This window comes from Haloferax marinisediminis (assembly GCF_009674585.1).
In the GTDB taxonomy this organism is placed as follows: Archaea; Halobacteriota; Halobacteria; order Halobacteriales; family Haloferacaceae; genus Haloferax; species Haloferax marinisediminis.
Window position 1 is genome coordinate 789290 of sequence record NZ_WKJP01000001.1, and the last position, 15014, is coordinate 804303.

Genomic DNA, 15014 nt, shown 5'->3' on the forward strand with positions numbered 1-15014 from the left:
TCAGTCACCTCCTGCGTGCGGAGCCTCAGCACTGGCACCGCGTGGGTTGTTTCCTTCGTACATCTCGGTATCCACGTCCGGGGCGGGTTCGACCTCGACGCGGACGTCGTAGAACGCCATCGTCTGGCCGACTTCGCTGACCTCGTTGTGGGTGAGGTCGTTGTGGTGCCCCTCGAGGTAGTCACGAGACCACCATCCCTGGTCGGTGTTGACCAGCCCAGGCTGGAACGCCTCGTTGTACTTCGCCTTGACGACCATCTCACCGCGTTCGTTGTACACGCGGACGTAGTCGCCGTCCTCGATACCGCGGGCTTTCGCGTCCCGCGGGTGGATGTCCAACTGCGGTTCGGGGTTGACCTCCCGCACCCAGTTGACCATCTCGTACTGGGAGTGGATGCGGAACCTGCTGTGTTTCTGCATGAACATCAGCGGGTACTGGTCTGCCTTCTCGTAGTCGTCGGCCGTCCGGTCTTCGACCGGACGCGGAAGGTCGAACGAGACGCCCTTTTCGCTCGGTGGGTCCTCGTTGTACAACTCGATACGGCCAGTCTCCGTCGGGAACGCGTCGGTGTACTTGATCACCGGGACGCTCTGTTTCCGCTGGGTTCCCTGTTCGAAGAGCGTCTCGAAGTCGATGTCGTCGTCTCTGCTGACGAGTTCGCGAAGCATCTCGCGCTTCGTCTCGGGGAATCGGTCTCCGTATCCGAGGCGCTCTGCGAGTCCGCGAATCGCGTAGTAGTCGTCTCTGGACTCCCAGAGCGGTTCTTGGACCTTGTGTCGGTAGCCGAGGTGCGGGTGTGAACCCCACCCTGAGGCGATGTCCTCCTGTTCGAACCAGTGTGGCACGGGGAGGATGATGTCGGCGTGTTGGACCGTATCCGTGTGGTGCATGTCCGCGACCACGTACATCTCGAGGCTCTCGATGGCCTTCTTGAACTTCTGGCGGTCGGGGAACTGGTTCCCCATCATGTTCGACTCGATGGAGTAGACGGCTCTGACCTTGTGTGGGTCGCCGTCTAACATCGAGGCGGGGTAGTCGGGGAAGTACATCTTCGGCCCGGGGTTCGAGCCTTCGGGTGCAGACCAGTCGCCGGCGCTGAGCACCGTCCCACCGGAGTGGTGGGCGTGGATGTTCCCGCTGCGACCGTAGTCGCCCGTCAGTGCCATCAAGATGGCGTACGCCTGCCCGAAGATGTGGCCGTGGGTGTACCGACCGAGTGCGTAACTCGGCGCGATGCCACCGGGGCCACGGGTCGCGAGCCAGCGTGCCGCAGTCCGGATGTTGTCGGCATCGACACCGGTCTTCTCGGCAATCTTCTCGGGTGCGTACTCCGCTGCGTGTTCTTTGAGCGTCGTCAGCGCAGTCACGTACTCGACACCGTCGATGGTGTACTCGCCGAAGAGGGCGTACGGACCACCAGTTTCGGGTTCGAGTGCGACCGGTTCTTCCGTCCCCTGTTCGATGGCGACGACCTGGTCTTCGCTTCCGTCTTCGAAGACTTCGTTCGCGCGGAGCAGTTCACCAGAGTCCTTGTGAATCAGTGCGGGCGCAGTCGTCCGGCTCCGGATGAAGTCTTCGTCGTAGGTCTCCTCTTCGAAGACCGTGTGCATCATCGCGAGCGCGAGATACACGTCTTTCCCGGGCTTGACGGGAAGCCACAGGTCGGCTTTCGCCGCCGTCGTCGTGTACACCGGGTCGACGACGACGAGTTTCGCCCCGTTTTCGACTGCGTCGAGAATCTTCGAGGCGTCCATCTGGAACTGACTCGAGAAGATATCAGACCCCCAGACGATGATGGTGTTCGCGTTCTCCCAGTCTTCGGCCTCGTTGGTCGGAGGGAGGAAGAATCCGACGCCGGTGACGCGGTTGAACCCGCGTCCGACGTTTGCGTCGATTCCCCACCCCGACTGGGTCGCACCGAACAGCGAGGCCAGTCGGTTGAACGACTTGCCCGTCTGTCCGTAGTTCCCCGACCCTTCGTGGAAGAGAACGCTCTCTGCACCGTGCTCCGATTTCAGCGACTCCATCTTCTGTGCGACGAGGTCGAGTGCCTCGTCCCACTCGATGCGCTCGAACTCGGCGTCCGGCCCCCGTCCGGCCCCGTTGGGGTCGTCCGGCGACCAGTCTGCGCGCTTCATCGGGTACTTCAGTCGCGTCGGGTCGTAGACGCGCTGCGTGTGCGACAACCCGAGTACACACGCACGCTTGTACCGTTCGTCCTCGGGCGGGTGTGGTTCGATTTTCTTTACCTGCCCGTCGCGGACGTGAACGTCGATGGGACACTTCCCACGACAGTTGGGCGAACAGACGGTCTGGACGACTTTGTTCTGCCCGACGAAGCTGGCGATGCCCGGCTCTTCCTTCGACGCCTGACCGTCCTCGCTTTCGACCAGTGTCTGGAAGAATCCACCCCCACCGAGACCGAGGGCGGCAGCCGCTCCGCCGGCTTTCAGTACGTCACGTCGATGAACTCCGTCGTCGTCAGTCATCGTCGAACCCCTCTGGTTTGGTCGGCCGCTCGTCTTTGCCGAACTCCTCCATCACCTGCTCGTGATACTTCTCGTGGAATTCGGCGTCAGTCAGTTCGCCGTTTGAGACACGAATTGCGTCGCGAGCCATTCGTACTCCCAAATCGGTGTCGTATTCGACACCGTCCAGCATCGCTTCTGCTTCTTCTTCCCACTCGGGAAGCGGCGTCAACCGTGGTTGCTGTGGGTTGCTCATGGCTACAACCACAAGATTAGACCCAGTCTCGGTGGGTTGAACGCTGAATAATGAAGCAGTTTATTACCCCTCCCGAGACCGGTAAACTCGGTTACAGGAGCTCGACTCCGACTTCGGTGTGCCTGTTCGCCTCAGTCCTCACCAACCCCAGACCGAATTATCGCCGAACGGGACGACAGAGAAACCGAGTGGGGCCCCGCGCGTGGTGTGGTCTACCTGTCGATGACGCGTTTTGCTGAGAAGGGCGTTCAACGAAGTTTCCGATGACCCCCGATGACGATGCCAGTGACTGATTACGGGTCGAATACTGCTGTTGCCAACTTGGATTCGACGGCACTCAATCGTTGTGAGAGTGCTGACTTCGAGATGTCGAGCGACGCTGCAAGATCCTCCAGACTGACCTGTCGAGGGGTCTGATAGTAGCCTCTGCTCACCGCCATCGTCGCTGCTTCCCGCTGTTTCGCAGTGAGATGAGAGAGGTCGACCGACGTCGGACTCGACTCGGTGGCACCTTCTTTTCTCCTCGTCAACCGTCGCAGATTCACGCGCTCGGCCACGGATTTCAATTCTTCGACTAACTCACTGATGACGGCCCGGTCTGAGACGTAGGTCTCGATGAGCATGACGCCGTCGTCTACTCGCTTGATTCGTGGGACACACTCGACGTTGCTGAACGCGAGGCAGAGACACGAGCCTTCGATTCGGTTCGTCGTATGGAGGACCTGCCCGGTATCACAGTCGCGGTTCGTGACTGTTACTTCCGCGTAGCATACTCCGTCGTCGATTTGGTTGTGAACGTTCTCCACTTGCGAACACGGATTCGAAAGCGGACACGGACAGTTGTCAGAAAGTTCGACTTCGAATACTACCTGAAGAGTTCGTTCTGTTGAAACGTCCGGTAGTGGACTAGTTCGTCCGCCCTCGGAGTGAGCCATACCAGGTGAAGACAGTGCCTATCGGTGTAAAAACTAAATCGACCGTTCCAACAGAGTGGTAATGACCGAAGTTGCTAGCAGAGATTCGTTGTCAGTCGAGGAGAACGGGCCCGACGGGATTCCCACGAGCAGCGTGAGACGGCACTGCCGTCTCACTGGCCATGCGGGCGACTTGTGGGTCGCCCGCAGACGACAGCGAGTGGGAAGTCGTCGGGGGAGTGAGCGAAGCGAACGGACCCAACGGGATTTGAACCCGCGACATCTTGGTCCGGAACCAAGCACTCTGTCCACTGAGCTATGGGCCCTCTCAGCGAACAGAGGTACACGACACCGACGTAAAACCGTTGTGGAACCCCCAAGCCGGCAGTCGATTATCCGGTCGTTGCGTCCGTGTCGATGACGCTTTCTTTCCAGGTGCCACGGGTGAACCACGCCGTCGCTGCAATCGCCCCGAGAATCTGCCCGACTGCCATTCCAAGCCAGATTCCCGTCTCGCCGAACCCGAACTGGAACGCCAACAGGTAGACGGTGGGAACCCGGCCCAACCAGAGTGCGAGCAGTGAGAAACTGAGTGCAGTCTTCGTGTTTCCGGCACCACGGTATGCACCGAGGACGACCTGCAAGACGCCGATGAAGCCGAATTCGAAGGCACGAACACGGATGTACTGGACCCCGAGGTCGATGGTCTGTGCCGCCGACTCGGTCCCCGTCGAGATGAAGAACCCGACGATTGGTTCGGCGAAGATGTAGGCGATGACGCCGATGACGACCATGACGCTCGCGCCGACTTTCGCTGCCAACCAGACGGCGCTCTCGGCGCGGTCGGGTTTCTGTGCACCGAGGTTCTGGCCGACGATGGTGTTCGTCGCACGGCCGAGACCGAGAGCGGGGAGAAACACGAGCGACGTGAGGCGGTTTCCGAGGCCGAACGCGGCGACGACTTCCGGTGCGAAGGTGACGACCATCGCGGTGAGCGTGATGAAGCCGAGTGCGGTCGCCGACTGTTCGATGGCGCTCGGAACGCCGATGTCGACAATCTTCTTGATGTACTCGAACTGTGGGCGGAAGTCAGCCAGTTGGACGTCGGGGCCGGCCGACGTTCCGAAGATGACGTAGATACCGATGACGGTTGCGACCCCTCGTGAGAGGACCGTCGCGTACGCCGCACCAGCCACTTCGAGTCCCTCGAAGCCAGTTGCAGCGAAGAGGGCGGCTTCGAGTCCCTGCAGACCCACCATCTCGAACAGCGGATTCGACTCGAAGCCGAAGATGAAGATAGGGTCGATGAGGACGTTGATGACGACGCTGATGAACATCACGACCATCGGGGCGCGTGTGTTCCCGTACCCGCGCATGAGCGCGGAGAAGACGAAGAAGCCGAAGAGGAACGGCAAGCCGAGGAAGAACACCCGCATGTAGTCACCGGCGAGTGGGACGACCTGTCCGGCAGTCGCCGGTGAACTGGGGAGAACGCCGAGCATCGCGTCGGTAGCGAAGAAGCCGATGATACCAACGGTGATGGCGATGATGGTGATGAACGTGAGCGTCTGTCCGGCGACGGTCCCTGCGGAGCCTTCACTCTTCGCGCCGGTGTACTGGGCGACGAGTGTGCTCCCCGCGACGGTGAACCCGCCGCCGACGGAGATGAGGAGGAAGATGAGAGGAAACGCGAGGCTGATAGCGGCGACGGCGTCGGTCGAGAGGCGGCCAAGCCACACCGTGTCGGCGAGGTTGTACGCCACCTGGAGGAGTTCGGTGACGATAATCGGCCACGCCAGTTCGAACATTGGACGTTTGAGGTCTCCTTCGGTGAGTGAGCCTCCTTCGGGGACAGACACTGAACCTGTGAGACACGCGGTGGGCGTTTCAAAGCGTCGATAAGCGTCGTAGAATACCGTACTCCGCACGTGAGTCACGTCTCGTCAGCGACTCACTGCTCGTCCGTGAGTCACGACTCGGGGGCGAGATGCAGCGTCGATTTAGAGGGCAGAAGAGGTCGGTGAGAGAGCGTGTCGAGTGACGAGTGTGACACTCGGGTAGCGAGAGTGAGAAAACTGAATGGTGGGTTCCGAGTCGTTACGGTGCTTCGCCAGTCTCGATGGAGAAGTCGGCCTTCGGGTAGGCGACACACGTGAGCGTGTACCCGTTGTCCATCTCGCCTTCGGAGAGGGTCTCTTGTTTGAAGTGAGTCACGTACTCTTCGGCGGGACCGTCGGTAATCTTCGCGGCACAGGAGACACACGACCCCTGGCGACACGCGTACGGAAGGTCCATCCCAGCGTCTTCACCTTGGTCGAGGATGGTCTCGTTGCTCGCCAGTTCGATGGTCTCGCCCTGTTTGACGAACTCGACTTCGAAGTATTCGACTTCGTCTTCGGGCATGTCGGCGGGACTCTGTTCTTCCTCTTCGGCGGCTGCTTCGCCTTCGAGTTCGGCACCTTCTTCGCCACCGGCGATTGCACCAGCGACCGCGCCACCGCCGATGGAACGGTTCATTGGTTCGGGGAAGTCCGTCTCCGGGACGGTCGCCGCACGGCGCTCGAGGACCTCTTGCGTGATGTCGGCGGTTGGTTCCCAACCGGTGCCCTTCGAGAAGTGCAGGGCGACGGCGACGAGTACCAGGACTAATCCGGCCCCGACACCCACCAGACTGATGACTGCCATGAGGGCGGATATGGAGGGAGGGGTTAAGGAAATTGTGATTGTGCCGCCGTCTCCTGACTGTCATATTCGCCACGCAGACAGTGCTGTCGGGTATATTCCCCCAATATTGCGGGTGGGCGTGGCGTGTTCGGGTTCGCGGTGGACTGCTTACTCGTCTTTCCGCGCGACTTCGTGGCGGCCGAAGCCGTACCGAAGTCGGTTGGCGAGACGGCGCGAGAAGCGGTCGTCGGCGCGCGACCCGAAGCGCTCTGCGAGTGACTGGTAGATGAGTGGCACGGGAACTTCCTGTTCGAGGGCTTCCTGAACCGTCCACGTCCCCGTCGAGCCACCGGAGATGTGGTCGTCGACGTCGCCGAGGTCCGTTCCTTCCTCGCGGAACGCCTCTTCACAGAGTTCGAGGAGCCACGAGCGGATGACAGCGCCGTTGTTCCACGTGCGTGCGACCGCTTCGAGGTCGAGGTCGTAGCGCCCCTCGGCGAGCAGTTCGAAGCCCTCACCGTACGCCTGCATCAGTGCGTACTCGACGCCGTTGTGGACCATCTTCACGTAGTGGCCCGACCCAGACGGCCCCATCCGGTCGTGACCGGCCGGTCCGGTCGCGACGGCGTCGAAGACAGGTGTCATCTCGTCGTACGCCCACTGTGGGCCGCCAATCATGAGCGAGAAGCCGAGTTCGGCACCGGCAGGGCCGCCGGAGGTCCCACAGTCGAGATACGCCGCGGAACATGCTTCGGCGCGGCGAACCGACGCTTCGAAGTGCGAGTTACCGCCGTCGACGACGACGTCGTTCTCGTCGAGGTGCGGGTCGAGGTCGTTCAGCGTCGCGTCCACCGCGTCGCCCGCGGGAACCATGAGCCAGATACGCTTGTCGTCTCCGAGTCGGTCGGCGAGGTCAGCGACGCTCTCGGCGGGTTCGGCACCCGCGTCGGCGGCTGCTGCGACTGCCTCTTCGGAGAGGTCGAAGGCAACGACCTCGTGCCCGGCATCGAGCACTCGGTCGACTACGATGCGCCCCATCCGGCCGAGGCCGATGACGCCTAGTTGCATACGACGGAGTCGTCTGCGGGGGGAGGTAGTGGTTGTGGTTTGGCTTCTGGCGATTCCTGCTGGCTCGTCCCCGGTGAACGCGTGTCAGTTCTTCGCGAGTACTTGCTCGGTGAGTCTGGCCATCACCGAGCGATAAGCGTTCTGTCACTATCGCCAGACGCGGACGTTTTTACTGCGCCACGCGAGGGGCGCGTATGGACGAACGCATCTACGAGCACGCCGAGGTGCTCGTCGACTGGAGCGCACGAATCGAGGCCGGTGACGACGTCGTTGTCTCCGTGGGCGAGGGTGCTCACGACCTCGCAGTCGCAGTCGCCGGCGCACTCGGTGAACGCGGCGCCAACGTCGTCACGACCTACGCCTCCGAAGAGGTTCAGCGGGCGTATCTCCGTGCCCACGACGGTGAGTTCGAACTCCCTGAACACGAACTCGCACTCTACGAGGCCGCCGACTCGGTCCTCTTCCTCGGCGGGACGCGAAACACGGCCGCGACAGCCGACGTGCCCACTGAGACGCGGCAGGCCTACGGCCGCGCGACGGAAGCAGTCCGTGAGGCCCGCATGAACACTGACTGGGTCTCGACGGTCCACCCGACGCGCGCGATGGCCCAACAGGCCGGTATGTCGTACGAGGAGTACGCCGACTTCGTCTACGACGCAATCCTCCGCGACTGGGAGGAACTCGCCGACGAGATGGCGAACATGAAGGAGGTTCTCGACGAGGGGTCGGAGGTCCGACTCGTCAAGGAAGACACCGACCTCACGATGTCCATCGAGGGCCGGACGGCGGTCAACTCCGGCGCATCGGTCGTCTACGACTCACACAACCTCCCGTCGGGTGAGGTGTTCACTGCACCTGTCGAAGACGCCGTTGAGGGCGAGGTGTTCTTCGACGTGCCGATGACGCTCGAAGGCCAGCGCGTCGAAAACGTTCACCTCACCTTCGAAGGCGGCGAAGTCGTCGACTTCAGCGCAGAACAGGGTGAAGACGCACTCGCCGGCATCCTCGACACCGACGAGGGCGCACGGCGTCTCGGTGAACTCGGCATCGGCATGAACCGCGGCATCGACCGCTTTACCAACAGTATCCTCTTCGACGAGAAGATGGGCGATACGGTCCACCTCGCAGTCGGGCGTGCGTACGATGCATGTCTCCCGGAAGGAGTCGAAGGGAACCAGTCTGCGGTCCACGTGGACATGATTACCGATATGAGCGAAGATTCTGTCATCGAAGTCGACGGTGAGGTAATCCAGCGTAACGGAACGTTCCGGTGGGAGGACGGGTTCTAACGAAAGGAACAGAGACGTTCAGTTTCTCGCGTTTGTTTCGCGCGAGTAGGACACGTAAAGGGCGCAGAAAATGGGGCACTGAGGCGTGATGGTGTGACAGTAGTGCGGAGCGAGCGTGCTCGATAGCGGCCCATGTCTTGACAATATAATATAACGATATCTCTGCTTGTGGTGTGGTAACGTAGCTCCTACTAAAACCTGTTGCAAGGGTAGATGCAGGTATGGCACAATCTAGCCGGACAAGGAGACGGTTCCTTCAACTGGCGGGGAGTGGCACGGTTCTGAGTCTCGCTGGCTGTCTTGGTGGCGGGGGGACCCAAGAGACAGAGACGACCACTGCTGAGACGACCACCACCGAGGAGATGGAAGAAGAACACGAAGAGGAACTTCCAGAAGGTGTCACTGAAGAGGTGTTCGAGCGGGGGCCAGTCCCCGAAGAGTACCAGACTGCACTCTCACAAGCGAACGAAGAGAGAGACCCATCCCGGTTAGTTTCTAAGGAAGATGTCCAGTTCCAAGAGGCAGACGACGCCTTCGACGCAGGACTCGCCATCGAAGGGACGAACTGTGGGAACTGCGCGGAGTACATCCCGGACAAGAATGGCGACGGTTTCGGGGCCTGCGCGAAGGTCGAAGGGTACATCGACCCCGAAGACTGGTGTGTCCTCTGGGAATCCATCGAAGAGGCAGAAGCAGAACAAACCGCGACGGAGGAACACGAAGAGGAACTTCCGGAAGGTGTCACCGAAGAGGTGTTCGAACGAGGGCCCGTTCCGGAAGAGTACCAGACTGCACTCTCACAAGCGAACGAAGAGAGAGACCCAAACCAGTTACTCACTAAGGAGGACGTTCAGTTCCAAGAGGCAGACGACGCTTTCGACGCGGGGCTCGCCGTCGAAGGGACGAACTGTGGGAACTGCGCGGAGTACATCCCGGACAAGAACGGTGACGGCTTCGGCGCCTGCGCGAAGGTCGAAGGGTACATCGACCCCGAAGACTGGTGTGTCCTCTGGGAGTCTATCGAAGAAGCAGAGGCAGAACAGGGGAGCTAACCCGTCGTCTCACTCTTGTGCGACGCCGATGTTCTTTAGCATTCCACCGCAGCGTGGGCAGAGCTGTTCGTGAATGCCGAGTCCAGAGCGATAGCCGCACGACGTGCATTCGTACCACGAGCGAGTGACGAGTACCGCTGTGGGGCGCTTTACGAGTTCTTCTGGTCGGCGCTCGGCCAGTTCGGTCGGTTCCGGCTCGACGAGTTCTCTCGATTCCGCTTCGACGAGGTCTGTCGGCTCACGTTTGATGATATCGTCAGTCATGGAGACCAGTACGCCATGCTAGGAGTTAACTGTTGACACACGTGTTTTCCACCGAAATAGTCCGGAATTCGGGCATCTCGACCCGATTCGACGCGAGTCGTCCCGAGACACGCTTTCGACGTACTTTTTATCCGCGACCGTTTTCATCCGCGCATGGCAGAATTCATGGTCGTCGTCGCCGACCCCGACTCCGGCGAGACCTACCAGTTCGACGTCGAAGGACAGGATGCAAACCGATTCCTTGGCCGCGACCTCGGTGACGAGGTCGACGGCGGTGCTGTCGGCCTCGACGGCTTCACGCTCGAGCTGACGGGTGGCTCGGACAAGGCCGGTCGTCCGATGCACCCCGAAGTCCCCGGCGCAAACCTCAAAGAAATCCTCACCGAGGGTGGCATCGGCTACGCTCCCTCCCGTGAAGGCGAGCGCAAGCGCGTCACCGTCCGCGGTCGCCAGGTCTCCGAAGAGACCGTCCAGATCAACGTGAAGGTCGTCGAAGGCGGTTCCGTCGCTGACGCACTCAGCGAAGACGACGACGAAGAAGAAGCAGACGAATAACACCTTCTCGCTTCTCTCTCCCCGTGCCAGAGCAACTGCCGTCCGACCATCCGTCGGTCCAGACGTTCCGCGCGAAAATCGCCCGCAGCGGTGGCACTCGTCGTCCCTGCCTGCGTGTCCCAGACGACGTCCCCGCCGCCGAAGGCGACTTCATTCGCCTCCACCTCGACGGGACGGCCTATCACGCTCGTCTCGCTGGCGACGCTTCGGGACTCGTGGTTCGTGGCGCGTACGACAACAAGCGCCTCGCGCGCACACCCGGAGAGGGTGAGAATCGACTCGTCGAGTGGTGCCGCGAACACGACCGCGGCCCGGACGACGCCGTCGAACTCGACGAACTCGACGGTGGCTACCAGTTCGGTCTCCGGGTCCCCGGTGTCCGAACCGTCTACCGCGTCACCGAGCGCCCGAACGACTCGCTTTCGAGTATCGCCGAGAAGTTCGGATTGTCCGACGAGTAGGTCGCTCGCCCGGTCCGAAACAACCGGACGAGTAAATCTCTCACCCGGTCCATTTCTCTCGACGAGTAAGTCGCTCGCCCGCCCGACGAACGTCGCTCCCGACACAGATACACGCCGCTTTTAGGGCGTGATGCCTCTAGACGGGATATGAGCAAGGTAGCGGAGTACCTCTCGGGCGAGCGTCTCGACGACGTGGCGCTCTATCTCACGCACGAGTATCTCGACAGCCAAGGCAAACTCCCCAACATGGGCGAAGAAGTCGAAAACGGCTACATCCTCATCGTACCCGGTGACGATGGCCGCCGTGCGTTCGCTGCCGGAACGGGAATGGACGCGATGGAGTTCGCCCAGACCGCGATGGGCAACGACGGCGACATCGACCGTGACCTGAGCGGCGGTGTCTGCCCCGACGCAACGTCCGACGAGAACCACGAAGCGAAGTTCATCTTCTCGTTCGCCGAAGCACAGAACGAGGAAGTCGGCGGCATCTACGAGGAGGGCGACGTCATCCACGCCTACGCGAAGTGTACCTGCGGAACGACGTACTCCGACCGCTGGGTCGTCGACGACGAGTAACGCGAGTCTCACGCGTTTCTGTCGTGTTCAGTACGTTCGTTACCGTTCGGTCTCGAGGTCTTCGTCTTCTTCCGGCATCTCGGCCACCCGCTCGAACGCGTTGAGGATGACGCGCTTCGTGGTCGCCCCCTGCGTCGTCCAGTGGTGGGCGTAGTCGAGCATGTCGTCGTAGATGTCTGGTTTACACCCTGCGGCTTTGGGGTGGCCACCGCCGTTGACGAGACCTGCAACCTCGTGACAGCGCTCGAAGTCGTCCGACCCGCGGATGCTCGCGCTCCCAGCGGGCTTGACGACGACTGCGGCGTCGGCACCCTTCTCACGGAGCGCGTCTGCAACTTCGTTCTGCGAGCAGCGACCGTAGGTGATGCCGACGGTCCAGTCGCCGACTGTCTTCATGTCCGCGCGGTCGACGGCGGCCTCGATGAGGTTCTCCTTCTCGATGCGGCGGTGGGCGATGTACTCCTCGACGACCGGTGGGAGGTCTGCGCCGTAGGCACCGACGATTGCCACGTACTCCTCTTTCGAGGTCCAGTAGGCGTAGTCGGCGAGGTCCTGACTTCGCTCGTCTTCGTTCAGCCAGAGGTCGTGGTCGCGGGTGACTGCGGCGAGTTCGACGAACCGCTCGTCGAAGTCGTAGTCGAGTTCGCGGAGCGCCACGTCGGTCGAACACTCCTCGTCGGATTCGCCGACGACGAGGTCGACGCCCGCCTCGCGGACCTTCGATTCGACCTCGGGTTTCCACTGGTGGTGGTCGTACCAGTGAATCTCGCCTGCGACCTCGGTGAGCGCTTCGAGTTCTTCTTCGACGTACTCGTACTTGTCCGGACAGAGGTCACAGACGTACACGTCGATACCTTCGGGTGCATATTCAGCGACGCGAAGGAGGTCGTCTTCCAGCGAGTACGGACTCGACCCGACGAGTGCGACCGACGACTTGGGTCGCTCTTCTTCTTCGTCGGCGTCCACAGCCGCTTCGTCTTCTTCCTCGTCTTCGTCGTCACTCAGTCGTTCTTTGATGCGCTCTTCGAAGTCGTCGACGTCGAGGGCGGCGTCGTACATCTCGCGGATGAGCGCGACACACCCGAGACCGTCGGCGTCGGTGTCGGTGACGACTGCCACCGAGGCGTCTTCGAGTTTCTCTTTTGCGCGTTCTTCGGCGCGAGATTCGTCGAGCGAGTCGGGATAGAAAAATCCTGCTCCCGGGAGGACAGACTTGCGGGGGAGCGAGAGTCGAGAACTGTCGATGAGCTCGTCTTCCATACAACCGCGTCGGACGCGACGGGGAAAACTCCTGCCGATTGCATCGACTCGTGTTCGTCCGGGTCGGCTTCGGGGCGGGTTCCAGTCGTACTCGGGTCGTTCGCGTGTCTGTTCGCAGACCGTCGTCTCTTCAGGCCGCTTCTTCGCCGAGGAGTGTGTCGACTGACCCCTCTTCGAGTTGCCGAACCGTCAACACCGGCACCGGACAGGTTCGGACGACGCGTTCGGCGACGCTCCCGATGAGGAAGCGGTTCTCACCGTGGCGGCCGCGAGTTCCCATCGCGACCAAGTCTGCGTCCGCTTCGCGGGCGTAGTTCGAAATTTCGGCTGCCGGCCGCCCCTCACGGACCGCGAACGTCACGTCTCGCTCCGTCTCCGCCTGCACGTCGGCCAACGCTTCCTCGCCGCGCTCGCGGAGCGCCTCGCGCATCTCTTCACGGAGTCGCTCTGGCGCCGTCTCCACGTCGCCGGCGTCGACGACGTACAGCGCGTGAACGTCGGCATCGAAGCGCTCAGCGAGGTCGACGGCGACACGGATCCCGCGTCTTACGCTCGCCGACCCGTCGGTGGCGATGACGATGGTGTCGAACATGTCCTCGGATTCAGCGTGCGACGTGATAAAACCCGTCCGGTCAGCGAGCCGCCGGCGACGGTGGGTGAGTTTTTTGTCGTCCCCCAACGGAGGTGGGGACATGTCATCGCGCCCGCTCTCTATCGACCTCGTCCTCGTGCCGGTCGACCAAAGCGAGGAGGCGACGCGTGCGGCCCGCTACGCCGTCGAAATCGCGGCCAAGTACGACGCCGCGGTCCACGCTGTCCACGTCCTCGGCGAGGACGTCGTCCGTGCAATCGAGCAGGGCGTCGTCGACCAGGACGCCGTTGCCGAAGACAGTAAGGCAGTGACGGATACGGTCTCCAAGATTGCTCACGACGCAGGTGTCCCAATCACCACGTCTGTCGCGTACGGGTTCTCACCGACGAGCAAACTCCGTCACCCCGGTAGTGTCGTCCTCGACACCGCAGAAGAACTGGAGGTTGATTTCGTCGTCGTCCCGCGCGAACCCGTCTCGGGCGACCCGGGCGAGGTGCTCGCGAAGGCCGCCGAGTACGTCCTGTTGTACGCCAGCCAACCCGTTCTCTCGGCGTGACGACGCGGGTTACTCCGACGGTTCGGTGAGGCGAATGGTCATCTCTAACTCGAAACTCTCGGCGTCGCTCGTCTCGAACCCGACATTCTGGTAGAGGCCGACTGCGGCGCGGTTCCATCGCTCGACGGTGAGCCACACCTTTTCGACGCCGGACACGCGCCCGTGTCCGAGGAGCGCTTTGATGAGTCGCGTCCCGATACCGGCGCGCTGGTACGTCTGGTGGACGAAGATTGCGAGTTCGTAGGCGTCGCCGTCGGGGACGAGCGTCGCGTGTCCGGCAACCTCGTCGCCGTCCCACGCGATGACGTTCAGACAGTCGCCGTCGAGGATGTTGTCCAGCCAATCACGGATACGGTCTTCTCGCCCCGGTGGGATACCTTGTGCCCGGTCTGAGGGGTCGAACGAATCGTACATCTCGACGAGGGCTTCGAGTTCCTCGTCGGTGCCGTCGTAGGTACGAACCTCGATAGTCCGGTCGTCTTTGTCGCTGAACGACAGCGGTGGCGGGTCGTACGGGTCTGCGACGACGTCGGAGTACGTTCGAGTGCTCATCGTACTAGGGTCACGGTTACGTGGGAGTTGAGGAGGACGAACTCCGCGATGCTCCCAATCTGAATCTTCCCCATCGGACTCGTCTCTCCGCCGCCCAACACGAGTTGGTCGAACCCTTCGTTCTCGGCGAAGTCGACGAGCGCGCTCCCGGGGTCACCCTCGAGGTGGCGGACCGTCGCCTCGATTCCGAGGTCGGAGACAACTTCTGAGACCTTCGATTCGATATCGTCGCGCGAACGCTCCACAGACGGGTTATCGACGATTGCGATGGTGAGGTCGTCGTCGACGTGCGCTGTTCGTTCGACCGTCTTTTCGAGCGCTCGGATGGAATCGTCACTGCCACCGATTCCGAGCAGTACCTTCATGATTCCCACTCTCGCGGGGATGATAGAAAACCCTTGCCCGGACTTGGGGTTCGAGTCGGTCCACAGCGTCACCCCCTGTCGTCGCGGAACCCTTTTCGGCCATGGCACGGTACCCCGCGGT

The 15014-nt window shown here is 61.7% G+C and carries 17 protein-coding genes and 1 tRNA gene; 6 read left to right on the plus strand and 12 right to left on the minus strand.

The window, feature by feature from the left end; translation table 11 throughout:
* From GJR98_RS04080 to gnd, 7 genes are all read right to left on the minus strand, one after another.
* Entirely contained in the window at window positions 1-2490 is a 2490-nt protein-coding gene (locus GJR98_RS04080; protein WP_151135717.1) for a molybdopterin-dependent oxidoreductase, read from the minus strand.
* A complete protein-coding gene (locus GJR98_RS04085) occupies window positions 2483-2725 on the minus strand; it encodes a 4Fe-4S ferredoxin N-terminal domain-containing protein (protein ID WP_151135719.1) in 243 nt (80 codons plus the stop codon). The genes GJR98_RS04080 and GJR98_RS04085 overlap by 8 nt, the downstream gene beginning before the upstream one ends.
* A gap of 293 nt (window positions 2726-3018) precedes the next feature.
* Window positions 3019-3660: a helix-turn-helix domain-containing protein gene (locus tag GJR98_RS04090; RefSeq protein WP_151135721.1), complete on the minus strand. Its 642-nt coding sequence runs from the start codon at window positions 3658-3660 to the stop codon at window positions 3019-3021.
* Between the two features lie 232 nt (window positions 3661-3892).
* Window positions 3893-3965: transfer RNA gene (locus tag GJR98_RS04095), tRNA-Arg, on the minus strand.
* Window positions 3966-4031: 66 nt separating this feature from the next.
* Window positions 4032-5498, minus strand: a complete 1467-nt coding sequence (locus tag GJR98_RS04100; protein WP_305037622.1) for an MATE family efflux transporter — start codon at window positions 5496-5498, stop codon at window positions 4032-4034.
* Between the two features lie 238 nt (window positions 5499-5736).
* Window positions 5737-6324 carry a 2Fe-2S iron-sulfur cluster-binding protein gene (locus tag GJR98_RS04105; protein ID WP_151135725.1) on the minus strand — a complete coding sequence of 196 codons (588 nt, stop codon included), beginning with the start codon at window positions 6322-6324 and terminating at the stop codon, window positions 5737-5739.
* Window positions 6325-6471: 147 nt separating this feature from the next.
* Window positions 6472-7425: a phosphogluconate dehydrogenase (NAD(+)-dependent, decarboxylating) gene (gene gnd, locus GJR98_RS04110; protein ID WP_323849380.1), complete on the minus strand. Its 954-nt coding sequence runs from the start codon at window positions 7423-7425 to the stop codon at window positions 6472-6474.
* Window positions 7426-7565: 140 nt separating this feature from the next.
* Between gnd and GJR98_RS04115 the strand changes: the two genes are divergently transcribed.
* Both GJR98_RS04115 and GJR98_RS18045 read left to right on the plus strand, forming a co-directional pair.
* Window positions 7566-8660: an aminopeptidase gene (locus GJR98_RS04115; RefSeq protein ID WP_151135729.1), complete on the plus strand. Its 1095-nt coding sequence runs from the start codon at window positions 7566-7568 to the stop codon at window positions 8658-8660.
* 221 nt (window positions 8661-8881) lie between these two features.
* Window positions 8882-9712 carry a hypothetical protein gene (locus GJR98_RS18045; RefSeq protein WP_394349864.1) on the plus strand — a complete coding sequence of 277 codons (831 nt, stop codon included), beginning with the start codon at window positions 8882-8884 and terminating at the stop codon, window positions 9710-9712.
* Window positions 9713-9721: 9 nt separating this feature from the next.
* On the opposite strand, the gene GJR98_RS04125 is transcribed toward GJR98_RS18045, so the two are convergent.
* A complete protein-coding gene (locus GJR98_RS04125; protein ID WP_151135731.1) occupies window positions 9722-9976 on the minus strand; it encodes a rubrerythrin-like domain-containing protein in 255 nt (84 codons plus the stop codon).
* A gap of 153 nt (window positions 9977-10129) precedes the next feature.
* Between GJR98_RS04125 and GJR98_RS04130 the strand changes: the two genes are divergently transcribed.
* From GJR98_RS04130 to GJR98_RS04140, 3 genes are all read left to right on the plus strand, one after another.
* The gene (locus GJR98_RS04130; RefSeq protein ID WP_151135733.1) at window positions 10130-10531 is read left to right on the plus strand and encodes a 30S ribosomal protein S6e; all 402 of its coding nucleotides are present in this window, start codon (window positions 10130-10132) and stop codon (window positions 10529-10531) included.
* 23 nt (window positions 10532-10554) lie between these two features.
* Complete coding sequence (locus GJR98_RS04135; protein ID WP_151135735.1) at window positions 10555-10992, plus strand: DUF7112 family protein; 438 nt, start codon at window positions 10555-10557, stop codon at window positions 10990-10992.
* Window positions 10993-11139: 147 nt separating this feature from the next.
* Window positions 11140-11568 (plus strand): DUF5807 family protein, encoded by a 429-nt coding sequence (locus GJR98_RS04140; RefSeq protein ID WP_151135737.1) that lies wholly within the window; start codon window positions 11140-11142, stop codon window positions 11566-11568.
* A gap of 39 nt (window positions 11569-11607) precedes the next feature.
* Here GJR98_RS04140 and GJR98_RS04145 read toward each other — a convergent pair whose 3' ends face one another.
* Window positions 11608-12828 carry a DHH family phosphoesterase gene (locus GJR98_RS04145; protein WP_151135739.1) on the minus strand — a complete coding sequence of 407 codons (1221 nt, stop codon included), beginning with the start codon at window positions 12826-12828 and terminating at the stop codon, window positions 11608-11610.
* A gap of 130 nt (window positions 12829-12958) precedes the next feature.
* Window positions 12959-13420 (minus strand): universal stress protein, encoded by a 462-nt coding sequence (locus GJR98_RS04150; protein ID WP_151135741.1) that lies wholly within the window; start codon window positions 13418-13420, stop codon window positions 12959-12961.
* A 100-nt stretch (window positions 13421-13520) separates the two neighbouring features.
* Between GJR98_RS04150 and GJR98_RS04155 the strand changes: the two genes are divergently transcribed.
* Window positions 13521-13976, plus strand: coding sequence for a universal stress protein (locus GJR98_RS04155; RefSeq protein ID WP_151135743.1), 456 nt, complete (start codon window positions 13521-13523; stop codon window positions 13974-13976).
* 9 nt (window positions 13977-13985) lie between these two features.
* On the opposite strand, the gene GJR98_RS04160 is transcribed toward GJR98_RS04155, so the two are convergent.
* A complete protein-coding gene (locus GJR98_RS04160) occupies window positions 13986-14528 on the minus strand; it encodes a GNAT family N-acetyltransferase (RefSeq protein WP_151135745.1) in 543 nt (180 codons plus the stop codon).
* Window positions 14525-14893: a universal stress protein gene (locus tag GJR98_RS04165; RefSeq protein WP_151135747.1), complete on the minus strand. Its 369-nt coding sequence runs from the start codon at window positions 14891-14893 to the stop codon at window positions 14525-14527. The genes GJR98_RS04160 and GJR98_RS04165 overlap by 4 nt, the downstream gene beginning before the upstream one ends.
* Window positions 14894-15014 lie beyond the last annotated feature (121 nt).

Excerpts from the sequence above, each read along its gene's own strand:
- GJR98_RS04080 (WP_151135717.1), bottom strand. The coding sequence starts at position 2,490 with ATGACTGACGACGACGGAGTTCATCGACGTGACGTACTGAAAGCCGGC.
- GJR98_RS04085 (WP_151135719.1), bottom strand. The coding sequence starts at position 2,725 with ATGAGCAACCCACAGCAACCACGGTTGACGCCGCTTCCCGAGTGGGAA.
- GJR98_RS04090 (WP_151135721.1), bottom strand. The coding sequence starts at position 3,660 with ATGGCTCACTCCGAGGGCGGACGAACTAGTCCACTACCGGACGTTTCA.
- GJR98_RS04105 (WP_151135725.1), bottom strand. The coding sequence starts at position 6,324 with ATGGCAGTCATCAGTCTGGTGGGTGTCGGGGCCGGATTAGTCCTGGTA.
- GJR98_RS04115 (WP_151135729.1), top strand. The coding sequence starts at position 7,566 with ATGGACGAACGCATCTACGAGCACGCCGAGGTGCTCGTCGACTGGAGC.
- GJR98_RS18045 (WP_394349864.1), top strand. The coding sequence starts at position 8,882 with ATGGCACAATCTAGCCGGACAAGGAGACGGTTCCTTCAACTGGCGGGG.
- GJR98_RS04125 (WP_151135731.1), bottom strand. The coding sequence starts at position 9,976 with ATGACTGACGATATCATCAAACGTGAGCCGACAGACCTCGTCGAAGCG.
- GJR98_RS04130 (WP_151135733.1), top strand. The coding sequence starts at position 10,130 with ATGGCAGAATTCATGGTCGTCGTCGCCGACCCCGACTCCGGCGAGACC.
- GJR98_RS04140 (WP_151135737.1), top strand. The coding sequence starts at position 11,140 with ATGAGCAAGGTAGCGGAGTACCTCTCGGGCGAGCGTCTCGACGACGTG.
- GJR98_RS04145 (WP_151135739.1), bottom strand. The coding sequence starts at position 12,828 with ATGGAAGACGAGCTCATCGACAGTTCTCGACTCTCGCTCCCCCGCAAG.
- GJR98_RS04150 (WP_151135741.1), bottom strand. The coding sequence starts at position 13,420 with ATGTTCGACACCATCGTCATCGCCACCGACGGGTCGGCGAGCGTAAGA.
- GJR98_RS04155 (WP_151135743.1), top strand. The coding sequence starts at position 13,521 with ATGTCATCGCGCCCGCTCTCTATCGACCTCGTCCTCGTGCCGGTCGAC.
- GJR98_RS04160 (WP_151135745.1), bottom strand. The coding sequence starts at position 14,528 with ATGAGCACTCGAACGTACTCCGACGTCGTCGCAGACCCGTACGACCCG.
- GJR98_RS04165 (WP_151135747.1), bottom strand. The coding sequence starts at position 14,893 with ATGAAGGTACTGCTCGGAATCGGTGGCAGTGACGATTCCATCCGAGCG.